Origin of the sequence: Streptomyces sp. NPDC051940 (assembly GCF_040680895.1) — a bacterium.
In the GTDB taxonomy this organism is placed as follows: Bacteria; Actinomycetota; Actinomycetes; order Streptomycetales; family Streptomycetaceae; genus Streptomyces.
Genome location: NZ_JBFAXR010000040.1, coordinates 54,608 through 65,258 on the forward strand (window position 1 = coordinate 54,608; position 10,651 = coordinate 65,258).

The 10,651-nt window shown below is 71.7% G+C and carries 6 protein-coding genes; 2 read left to right on the top strand and 4 right to left on the bottom strand.

All coding sequences use genetic code 11. The features are described from left to right. Positions 1 to 421 precede the first annotated feature (421 nt). Both AB0M28_RS17970 and AB0M28_RS17975 read left to right on the top strand, forming a co-directional pair. Positions 422 to 562 (top strand): hypothetical protein, encoded by a 141-nt coding sequence (locus AB0M28_RS17970; protein WP_365405156.1) that lies wholly within the window; start codon positions 422 to 424, stop codon positions 560 to 562. Positions 563 to 602: 40 nt separating this feature from the next. Continuing rightward, complete coding sequence (locus AB0M28_RS17975) at positions 603 to 3,941, top strand: S8 family serine peptidase (RefSeq protein ID WP_365405159.1); 3,339 nt, start codon at positions 603 to 605, stop codon at positions 3,939 to 3,941. A 69-nt stretch (positions 3,942 to 4,010) separates the two neighbouring features. Here AB0M28_RS17975 and AB0M28_RS17980 read toward each other — a convergent pair whose 3' ends face one another. From AB0M28_RS17980 to AB0M28_RS17995, 4 genes are all read right to left on the bottom strand, one after another. Continuing rightward, positions 4,011 to 4,220 (bottom strand): acyl-CoA carboxylase epsilon subunit, encoded by a 210-nt coding sequence (locus AB0M28_RS17980; protein ID WP_365405178.1) that lies wholly within the window; start codon positions 4,218 to 4,220, stop codon positions 4,011 to 4,013. A 57-nt stretch (positions 4,221 to 4,277) separates the two neighbouring features. Continuing rightward, positions 4,278 to 5,876, bottom strand: coding sequence for an acyl-CoA carboxylase subunit beta (locus tag AB0M28_RS17985; RefSeq protein WP_365405162.1), 1,599 nt, complete (start codon positions 5,874 to 5,876; stop codon positions 4,278 to 4,280). A gap of 306 nt (positions 5,877 to 6,182) precedes the next feature. Beyond that, on the bottom strand, positions 6,183 to 8,975 hold the full coding sequence (locus AB0M28_RS17990; protein ID WP_365405165.1) for a CIA30 family protein: 2,793 nt from the start codon (positions 8,973 to 8,975) through the stop codon (positions 6,183 to 6,185). A 35-nt stretch (positions 8,976 to 9,010) separates the two neighbouring features. Next, a complete protein-coding gene (locus AB0M28_RS17995; protein WP_365405168.1) occupies positions 9,011 to 10,411 on the bottom strand; it encodes a GH1 family beta-glucosidase in 1,401 nt (466 codons plus the stop codon). Positions 10,412 to 10,651: the final 240 nt, after the last annotated feature.

Consider the following 10,651-nt stretch of genomic DNA (forward strand, 5'->3'; position numbering starts at 1 on the left):
CCGGTCCCGGAGTTGCGCCCCCTGGCCCCCTGCGGGGTGGTCGGTGGCGCCTCCTTCGCGTGGTGGCCGGGTCAGGCGGGCGGGTGCGGGGCCGCTGCGCCCGCCCGTGCCGCCCCTCGGGCGGCCCGACCGCCCGCAGCGGCGCGGCACCGTTCACGCCCCAGCGGCACCGCGTGTTCGCGCCTGAGCGGCCGTAATCCGGTGCGGCACGGCACTCACGCCCCAGCGGCACCGCGCGTTCGCGCCTGAGCGGCCGCGATCCGGTGCGGCACGGCACCGTTCACGCCCCAGCGGCACCGCGCGTTCGCGCCTGAGCGGCCGTGATCCGGTGCGGCGCGGCCGCGCGATCGATGGCCCGCGCAATGAATGGGTCATCTGCCCACTCGCAGCATGACCCCCCGCGCCACGACCCTGAACGCTCATGGACACCCCGCACCCGGCCGATCCCGATCCCGGCCCCGGCGCCGAGCCGGCGCCGCCGGACGAGGATCCCTCCCCCGACCCCGGCGCCCCGCAGGAGAAGCCGGCCCCCCTGAGCGACGAGAGGTTCGAACCGCTATGAGACCGCCGCACCCCCGCATATCCCGCTCGGAGAGGGCCTCATGACGACCGCCCGGACGACGAAGCGCCAGCGGCCGCGCAAGCGGCCCGGCAGCCTGGCCCGCCCCCGCAAGGTCCTGCTCGCCTGGCTCACCGCCGCCCTCGCGGCGACGGCGCTGCCCGGAGCGGCCACGACCGCGGCGGCCGCGGACCGCGACCCCGGCCCCGCCGTGGAGCAGCGGGTCCTGAAGGACCTCCAGGACAAGGGCCGTTCGACCTTCTGGGTCTATCTGAAGGACCGCGCCGACCTCACCGGCACCGACCGGATCAAGGACCGCGCCCGCCAGGGCCGCGTCGTGGAGGACCGGCTGAAGGAGACGGCCCGTAACAGCCAGGCCGGGCTGATGGGCGTACTCCACCGGGCGGACGCCTCGTACACCTCGTACTGGATCGCCAACACCGTGAAGGTCACCGGCGACGAGGCCCTGCTGGAGCGCATCACCGCGCTGCCCGGCGTCGCCGAGATCACCGCCGACCGGACCTACGCCCTGCCCGAGATCCAGGAGACCGAGACCGAGGCCGTGCCCGCGGCCGACGGCGTCGAGTGGGGTCTGGACCGGATCGGCGCCCCGAAGGTGTGGAGCGAGTTCGGCGCCACCGGCCAAGGCGTCGTCGTCGGAAGCATCGACTCGGGCGTGCAGTTCAACCATCCGGCGCTGGTCGCGCAGTACCGGGGCAACAAGGGCGACGGCACCTTCACCCACGACTACAACTGGTTCGACGGCACCGTGTCGTGCGGCGTCATCCCCAGCCTGAGCACCCCCTGCGACAACGTCGGCCACGGCACCCACACCGTCGGCACGATGGTCGGCGACGGCGGCGCCGGCAACCACGTCGGCGTGGCGCCGGGCGCGAAGTGGATCGCCGCGAAGGGCTGCGCGACGGGCACCTGCACGCAGAGCTCGCTGCTCTCCAGCGGCCAGTTCATGCTGGCCCCGACGGACCGGAACGGGAAGAACCCGCGTCCCGAGCTGCGACCGCACGTGATCAACAACTCCTGGGGCAGCGCGGCCGTGGGCGCCGACCCCTGGTTCCGGCAGACGGTCCAGTCCTGGGTGGCGGCCGGCATCTTCCCGGTCTTCTCCAACGGCAACGAGGGACCGGAGTGCGGCACCGACGCCAACCCGGCCAACCTGCCGGAGAGTTACGGCGTGGGCGCCTTCGACGCCGACGGCGCCATCGCCTCGTTCTCCAGCCGCGGACCGTCGGAGAACAGCGACGACATCATCAAGCCGAACGTCTCCGCGCCGGGTGTGGCGATCCGCTCCACCTACCCGGGCAGCAGGTACGCGGTCGGCAGCGGCACGTCGATGGCGGCGCCCCATGTGGCGGGCGCGATCGCGCTGCTGTGGTCGGCGGCTCCCTCGATCTCCCGCGACCTCGACGCCACCCGCCGGCTGCTCGACGAGACGGCCGTCGACGTCGAGGACCTCACCTGCGGCGGCACCGACGGCAACAACAACGTGTGGGGTCAGGGCCGGATGGACGCCTACGCGGCGGTCGCCAAGGCACCGCGCGGCGCCACGGGCACGCTGACCGGCACCGTCACCGACGCGGTGACCGGTGAGCCGGTGGCGGGCGCCACCGTGCAGCCCGGCGACGCCTCGGGCCCGGTGGGCCTGCCGGAGAAGACCGACGCGGACGGGCACTACACGGTGCTCGCCTCCACCGGCGACTACACCGTCACCGTCTCCGCCCTCGCGTACACCACGGGGACCGCCACCGCGAGCGTCACGGAGGGCGCCGCCACGACGTCCGACCTGGCGCTCGCCGTCCCCGAGGGCCGGCATCTGGACGTCACGCCGGGCAGCGGGAACTTCGGCACCGTGCCCATCGGCACCACGGGCGGCCCGGTCTCCGTCACCCTGACCGGCACCGGCAGCGACCCGGTCATGGTCAAGCGGATCACCGACCACGACGGCGCGTTCGTCTCCGAGGCCGGCAGCTGCGGCCCGGCCCCGTTCAAGCTGGCCCACAAGGAGCAGTGCACCCTCGACATCACCTTCCGCCCGTCGGCGAAGGGCGAGCAGCAGGGCACCATCACGCTCGAGGGCACGGCGGCCGAGGGGCCGCAGGCGGTGGCCGTGCGCGGCAGCGGTACGCCCATGCCGGCGCGCACCGCCAAGCGCGCGATGCTCAGCTCGGAGAAGTACATGCACGCCGCGGTCGTGGACCCGGCCGGGCGGTACGGCTACTTCGGCACCGACAATGCGCCGGATCCGCTGGTGGGCACGGTCGTGAAGATCGACCTGAAGACGATGCAGCGCGTCGGCAGGCTCGGGGTGGGCATCGGCCAGAAGCTGCTCCAGGACGCGGTGATCGACCCGGCCGGGAAGTACGCGTACTTCGTCGCCGCCTCGACCCCCAGCCGTATCGTGCGGATCGACCTGGAGACCTTCACGCTCGACAAGATCCTGCTGCTCGGCACGGGCGAGGACAACGCCCGCTCCATCGTGATGGACCCGGCGGGCGCCTACGTCTACGTCGGCACCGGCACCAGCCCCGGCCGGGTGGTGAAGGTCGACCTGGCGACGTTCACCCGCATCGGCGCCGTCACCCTGGCCGCCGGGGAGGACTTCCTGGACACCGGTGTGATCGACCCGAAGGGCGAGTTCGCCTACTTCGGCACGGTCACCTACCCGCAGGGGCGGGTCGCGAAGGTCGACCTGGCCTCGATGACGGAGGTCGACTCGATCGCCCTGGCCACCGGTGAGGTGAACCTGCGGACGTCGGTCATGGCGCCCGACGGCCGGTACGCCTACTTCGGCACCGGCGAGGGAAGTTCGGCCAAGGTGGTCCGTGTCGACCTCACGGCCTTCGGACGGGACGCGGCACTGAGCCCGCCCGGCGCGGCGCCCTTCTTCTCCTCGACGATCGACCCGTCGGGACGGTTCGCGGTCTTCGGCACGCTGACGCTGCCGGGCCGGGTGGTGAAGGTGGACCTGGAGAAGTTCCAGGGCGCCGGGTACCTCACGCTCGACGAGAACGAGGACGCCCTCATCTCGGCGGTCATCGACAGAAACGGCGACTACGCCTTCTTCGGCACCAAGACGGCGCCCGGCCGGATCATCAAGGTCCGGGTCGGCTCCCGGTACGAGATGACGGCCGCGGGCAGCCACGCCGACGGGGTCTTCGCCACGGCGCTGACCTGGAACGGCGCCACCACGGCCGAGGTGGAGGTCGTCCGCAACGGCGAGGTGGTCGCGACGGTGCCGAACACCGGCCGGTACCGGGACGTGATCGGCGTCCGGGAGCGGCCGGCGTACAGGTACAAGCTGTGCGACGCCGGCACGGACCACTGCTCCAACGAGGTGTCGGTCGACTTCACCGGGACGGACTGACCCCGGCGGCGACAAGCACGAAGGACCCCCGCCCTCACCAGGGCGGGGGTCCTTCGGTGCGTACGGCTGTCAGCCCTGCCAGCTGTGCGGGGCGCGGAAGCCCGGGGTGCGCTCGAGCCGGCGCCAGCGGGCGGAGCCGGCGTGGCGGGCGGTGGGGACGGCGGCCGGCTGGGCCGCGGCGCGGGCCAGCAGCACCGCGGTGAGGGCGGCGAGCTCCTCCTCGCTGGCGGAGCCCTTCTCGACGCGGACCAGGTTCTCCGTGCTCACGTTTCTCTCCATTTCCACGACTCCAGGGTGATCCCGGTAGGTGACGGGCGCGTCACACGCCCGTGAACATCACTGCGGCGGGTTGCCGTGCTTGCGCGACGGAAGGTCCGCGTGCTTCGTACGCAGCATCGCCAGCGAGCGGATGAGCACCTCGCGCGTCTCGGACGGGTCGATGACGTCGTCGACCAGGCCCCGCTCGGCCGCGTAGTACGGGTGCATCAGCTCGGCCTTGTACTGCTTGACCATCTCGGCCCGCTTGGCGTCGGGGTCCTCGGCCTCGGCGATCTGCCGGCGGAAGATCACGTTGGCGGCGCCCTCGGCGCCCATCACCGCGATCTCGTTCGTCGGCCACGCGTAGGTCAGGTCGGCGCCGATCGACTGCGAGTCCATGACGATGTACGCACCGCCGTAGGCCTTGCGCAGCACGATCGAGATCCGGGGGACGGTCGCGTTGCAGTAGGCGTAGAGCAGCTTCGCCCCGTGCCGGATGATCCCGCCGTGCTCCTGGCTGACGCCCGGCAGGAAGCCCGGAACGTCGAGCAGGGTCACGATCGGGATATTGAAAGCATCGCACATCTGGACGAACCGGGCAGCTTTTTCGCTGGCCTCGATGTCCAGGACGCCCGCCAGGGACTGCGGCTGGTTGGCGACGATGCCGACCACCTGGCCGTCGAGGCGGGCCAGGGCGCAGATGATGTTCCGCGCCCAGCGCTCGTGGATCTCGAGGTACTCGCCGTCGTCGACGATCTCCTCGATGACCTTGTGCATGTCGTACGGGCGGTTGCCGTCGGCCGGCACCAGGTCCAGCAGCACGTCGCCGCGGCGGTCGGCCGGGTCCTCGCTCTCCACGGCCGGCGGGTTCTCCCGGTTGTTCTGCGGGAGCAGCGAGAGGAGGTAGCGGACCTCCTCCAGGCAGGTGACCTCGTCGTCGTACGCGAAGTGGGCCACGCCGGAGGTCTCCGCGTGCACGTCGGCGCCGCCGAGTCCGTTCTGGGTGATCTCCTCGCCGGTCACCGCGCGGACCACGTCCGGGCCGGTGATGAACATCTGCGAGGTCTCGCGGACCATGAACACGAAGTCCGTCAGGGCCGGGCTGTAGGCCGCGCCGCCCGCGCACGGGCCGAGCATCACGCTGATCTGCGGGATGACACCGGAGGCCCGGGTGTTGCGCTGGAAGATGCCGCCGTATCCGGCGAGGGCGGAGACGCCCTCCTGGATCCGGGCGCCGGCGCCGTCGTTCAGGGAGACCAGCGGGGCACCGGCCGAGATGGCCATGTCCATGATCTTGTGGATCTTCGTGGCGTGGGCCTCGCCCAGGGCGCCGCCGAAGATCCGGAAGTCGTGTGCGTAGACGAAGACCGTGCGGCCGTGCACGGTGCCCCAGCCGGTGATCACACCGTCGGTGTAGGGCTTCTTGTTCTCCAGGCCGAAACCGGTCGCGCGGTGCCGGCGCAGCGGCTCCACCTCGCGGAAGGAGCCCTCGTCGAGGAGGAGGTCGATCCGCTCCCGGGCGGTGAGCTTGCCCTTGGCCTTCTGGGCCTCGGTGGCGCGCTCGGAGGGACCCGCGGCGACCTGCTCGCGGATGCGGTGCAGCTCGGCGGCGCGCCCGCGCGCTTCGTTCGCAGGCGGGGTCTCTGCCTCTACGGGAGCGTCATCGAGAGTGGTCATAGGAAGACGGTACGGGTAGGGGCCCTCCGATCCCGATGTCGAATACCTACAAGGTCCAGCCGCAAAGACTGCGCAGGCAACACACATACCCACGGGGTGCTTGCCGCAGCGGCCAACCGCAGGGGTATGCACCCTGTGGGCCTCTCACAAAATGCTGCCGGTCAGAGGACCGATCGGGTGAACACGCGGCGACGGTTGGCCGACATCCCGTGGACGGCGCACGGGCCGCGGGACCCCGGACGACCGTGCCCGATGCCGCTGGTTCGGCGGCATCCGGCCGTGCCGTCCGGGGCCCCGCGCCGGGGCTCAGGTCCGCAGCCCCCAGCCGTACGGGAACTGCGGGTCGTACACCGCGTCGCCGACGTTGATCGGCAGCTGCCCGACGGACTTCGGCCAGGTCACGGGGAGCTTCCCGGTGTAGGGCCGGGCGCCGAAGAGCGGGTCGGCGACGCCGGCGCCCTCCGTGCCGGGCAGCCAGGAGGCGACCAGGGCGTCGATCTCCCCCAGCCGGTCCCCGACGAGCTGCGGCCGGCCGGAGACGACGAGCACGACGCACTTCATCGCGGCGCACACCTTGTCCACAGCCGCCTTGTCGGCGTCGGACAGCTCCAGATCGTGACCGTTGCCGACGTCGCCGATGCCCTCGGCGTACGGCCTCTCACCGACGACGACCACGCCGACGTCGGAGCCGTCCATGGGCGCGGAGGCGTCCTGGCTGTAGGTGACGGTGGCGTCGGGCGCGACCTGCTTGATGCCCTGGAGGATCGTCGTCCCCTGGGTGATGGCGCCGGACGAGCCCTGCCAGGAGATGGTCCAGCCGCCGGTCTGGTTGCCCAGGTTGTCGGCGTTCGACCCGGCGACGTACACCTTGGAGCTCTTCGGCAGCGGCAGCAGGCCGCCGGCGTTCTTCAGCAGTACCTGCGACTTCGCCGCCGCCTCGCGGGCCACGGCCCGGTGCTCCGCGGAGCCGATCTCGGCGGCGTGCGTGGTGTCGGCGTACGGCTTCTCGAAGAGGCCGAGGCGGAACTTCTGGGTGAGGATCCGCTGCACCGCGTCGTCGACGCGCGCCTCGCTGACGCGCCCGGCGCGCACCTCCTCCACCAGGATGCGGGTGAAGTCCTGGTAGGCGTAGGGGACCATGATCATGTCCAGTCCGGCGTTGACGGACGTGCGGACGTCGGAGGCGTAGTCGCCCGGCAGCTGGTCGATGGCCTGCCAGTCGCTGATGACGAAGCCGTCGAAGCCCTGCTCGCCCTTCAGCCAGCCGTTGATCATGTCGCCGCGGGCGTGCATCTTCACGGCGCCCTTGCCGTCGCCGATGACGTCGAGGCTCGAGTACGACGGCATGACGCTGCCGACGCCGCGCTCGACGCTCTCCTCGAAGGGCTTGAGGTGGATCGCCTCCAGCTCCTTGCGCGTCACCGTCGTGACGCCCTGGTCGACGGTGTAGCTGCCGGTCGTGGACGAGCCGTAGGCGGTGCCGCCGTCGCCGACGAAGTGCTTGGCGGTGGCCAGCACCTTGTCGTTGCGGTCCAGGTCGCTGCCGTCGGCGTCGCCCTGGAAGCCCTTGGTCATCCGCCCGCCGAGGGCCTTCGCCAGCTCCGGGGACTCGCCGAAGGACTCGTAGGTCCGGCCCCACCGCTCGTCGCGGCTGACGCACAGGCACGGTGCGAAGTCCCACGGGATGCCGGTGGCGCGGACCTCCTCGGCCGTCACCGCGCCGACCTTCTCCGCGAGCGCGCCGTCGCGGGTGGCGCCGATCCCGATGTTGTGCGGGAAGATCGTCGCGCCGACGACGTTGTTGTGGCCGTGCACCGCGTCCACGCCGTAGATCAGCGGGATCTGGTAGCGGCTCGCCTGCGCGCGCAGCTGGTAGGAGTCGATCATCTTCGCCCACGCCTCGGGCGTGTTCGGGTTCGGCACGGAGCCGCCGCCGGAGAGCAGCGAGCCCAGGTTGTACGACGCGATGTCGCCGGCCTTGCCGGTGATCGCGTTGCGCTCGGCCTGGGCCATCTGGCCGACCTTCTCCTCCAGGCTCATCCGGCCGAGGAGGTCCTTCACCCGCTGGCCCGTCGGCAGCTTCGGGTCGAGGTACGGCAGACCGTGCGCGTCGATGACGGCCACGGGCTGCTCGGTCGGGGCCTTGGCGCCGGTGACGGTGAGGGTCAGCGGGATGGTCTCGGCGGACTCGGCGCGCCGGTCCTTCGCGGTCTGGACAGTCACCGACTGCGCGGTTCCGGACGGGGTGCCGGCGGGGAAGGTCACGGTCCCGGAGACGGGCGTGTAGTCGGAGCCCTCGGTGGCGGTGCCGCCGCCGGTCGCGTACTGGACGGTCACCGGCTCGGCGAGAGGCGCGGAACCGGTCGTCGCGACCTCGATCTTGATCGTTGCGGCGCCGCCCTCGTCGACCGGGTAGACGGGCGCGTCGGTGAGCACGCGGGAGCGCAGCGCCGGGTCGGCCTTGCCGTAGACCTCGACCTCGTCCATGTCGAAGGAGCCGGGGGCGCCGGTCGGCAGCGTGAGGGCGTACCCCCACATCTCGGTGAGCCCGAGGACCTGGTCGATGCCGCCGACGGGCTGGTAGTCGCCGCGGTACTGGAACTGGGTGAAGGGCAGCTCGATCTGCTTCCAGCCCGTGAAGTCGTCCACGAAGGAGGTGTTCCAGAGCTCGGACGCCTCGCCGTTGCCGCCGCCGTCCTTGATCTCGAACCAGTAGCGCTTGGCGTTGTTCTGGCCCTTCCACCAGAAGCGGATGCCGCGGTGGGCGCTCCAGTCAGCGGGGTCGGTGTTGTAGGTGACGTTGTGGGTGTAGCCGCCCCAGCCGCTGATGTTGAAGGTGCCGTGCAGGACGTGCGTGCCGCCCGGGGCGTCCGCCGCCTCCGGGAGGGTGAGGGTGGGCGGGTCGTCGGCGTCGGAACCCCAGGTGAAGATGCCGGGGCCCGGCGGGGCGCCGATGGGGACCTCGCCCTCGAAGTGGTCGATGGCGATGGGGGCGGGGTCGTCGGCGCGGGCGGCGCCGGTCGTCGCCAGCGGGGTGAGCGTGGCCACCAGGGCCGCCGCGGCGAACAGGGCGGTTCTGCGTCTGCGTTGCCTTGTCATGTGCAGCTCCTCGCTTCCATGTGCGGCTCTCGCTTTCAGCGTGCTGACTCGCGGGTGAGACGGATGGTGTCGCGGTACCAGAGCCCGCTGTCCTTGACCGTGCGGGTCTGGGTGTCGTAGTCGACGCGGACGATGCCGAAGCGCTTGTCGTAGCCGTACGCCCACTCGAAGTTGTCCATCAGCGACCAGGCGAAGTACCCGCGCATGTCCGCGCCCTGGGCGCGGGCGTCGGCCACCGCGCGGATGTGCGCCTCCAGGAACGCGGTCCGGTCGGCGTCGTGCACCGTGCCGTCGGCCTCGGCGGTGTCGGCGAAGGCGGCGCCGTTCTCGGTGATGACCATGGGCAGGCCGTAGTCGCGGTGCAGGCGGACCAGCAGGTCCGTGAGGCTGCTCGGGACGATCTCCCAGTCCATGGCGGTGCGGGGGACGTCCCTTCGTACGACGCGGGTGGTGGGGAGGCCGTCGTCCCCGGTGCCCGCGGTGCCGTCTTCCTCGACGCCCGAGAACAGCGATCCGCTGTAGTAGTTGACGCCGAGTACGTCGAGGGGGGTGGCGATGGCCTCCATGTCGCCGTCCTGGACGGGCAGTTCGATGCCGATGCCGCCCAGCTCGTCGACGATGTCCTGCGGGTAGCGGCCGTGCACGATCGGGTCCAGGTAGAGCCGGGTGCCCAGGCCGTCGGCGCGGCGGGCGGCGGCGTGGTCCTCGGGGCGGTCGGTCTCCGGGTCGGCGGTGCCGAGGTTGACGGTGATGCCGAGGGTCTGCGCGCCCTTCGCGCGCATGCGCTGCGCGGCGAGGCCGTGGCCGAGGAGGAGGTGGTGGACGGCGTGGATGCCGTGCTTGAAGTTGCGCCGTCCCGGGGCGTGGGCGCCGATCCAGTAGCCCAGCATCGCCGAGCACCAGGGCTCGTTGAGGGTCGTCCAGTGCTCGACGCGGTCGCCGAGCCGGTCGTACACCAGGTCGGCGTAGTCGGCGAACCGGTACGCCGTGTCCCGCTCCGGCCAGCCGCCGGCGTCCTCCAGCTCCTGGGGGAGGTCCCAGTGGTAGAGGGTGATCCAGGGCGTGATCCCCTTCGCCAGCAGGCGGTCCGTGAGCCGTTCGTAGAAGTCCAGGCCCTTTGCGTTGGCCGGCCCCCGGCCGTGGGGCTGCACGCGGGGCCAGCTGACGGAGAAGCGGTACGTGTCTACGCCCAGGCCGTGGATGAGGTCCACGTCCTGCTCCATGCGGTGGTAGTGGTCGCAGGCCACGTCGCCGTGTTCGCCGTTGGCCACGGCGCCGGGCCTTCGGCAGTAGGTGTCCCAGATGGACGGGGTACGGCCGTCCTCGTCGGCCGCGCCCTCGATCTGGTACGCGGAGGTGGCTACGCCCCAGCGGAAGTTGTCGCTCAGCGGGGCGAAGTTGGTTGCCTGCGGCGTCGTGTGGGTGGTGGTGGTCACGGTGGGCTCCTCATCGTTCCGTTGCGCTGGCGCCTGCGGCGCGGTCGGCCTCAAACGCCGGCCCGGCTTTCGGGGGGTGCGGTTGCGTCGGCTGACGCGTATCCGGGCTTCGCCCGGATGTCCTCAAACGCCGGACGGGCTTCGTGTTGCGTTCGCGTCGGCTGACGCGCTTCGGCGCTTCGCGCCTCAGTCCTCAAACGCCGGACGGGCTTGGGGTTGTCGGAGGGGCGGGCTCGGGTG

Excerpts from the sequence above, each read along its gene's own strand:
- AB0M28_RS17970 (WP_365405156.1), top strand. The coding sequence starts at position 422 with ATGGACACCCCGCACCCGGCCGATCCCGATCCCGGCCCCGGCGCCGAG.
- AB0M28_RS17975 (WP_365405159.1), top strand. The coding sequence starts at position 603 with ATGACGACCGCCCGGACGACGAAGCGCCAGCGGCCGCGCAAGCGGCCC.
- AB0M28_RS17980 (WP_365405178.1), bottom strand. The coding sequence starts at position 4,220 with ATGGAGAGAAACGTGAGCACGGAGAACCTGGTCCGCGTCGAGAAGGGC.
- AB0M28_RS17985 (WP_365405162.1), bottom strand. The coding sequence starts at position 5,876 with ATGACCACTCTCGATGACGCTCCCGTAGAGGCAGAGACCCCGCCTGCG.
- AB0M28_RS17990 (WP_365405165.1), bottom strand. The coding sequence starts at position 8,975 with ATGACAAGGCAACGCAGACGCAGAACCGCCCTGTTCGCCGCGGCGGCC.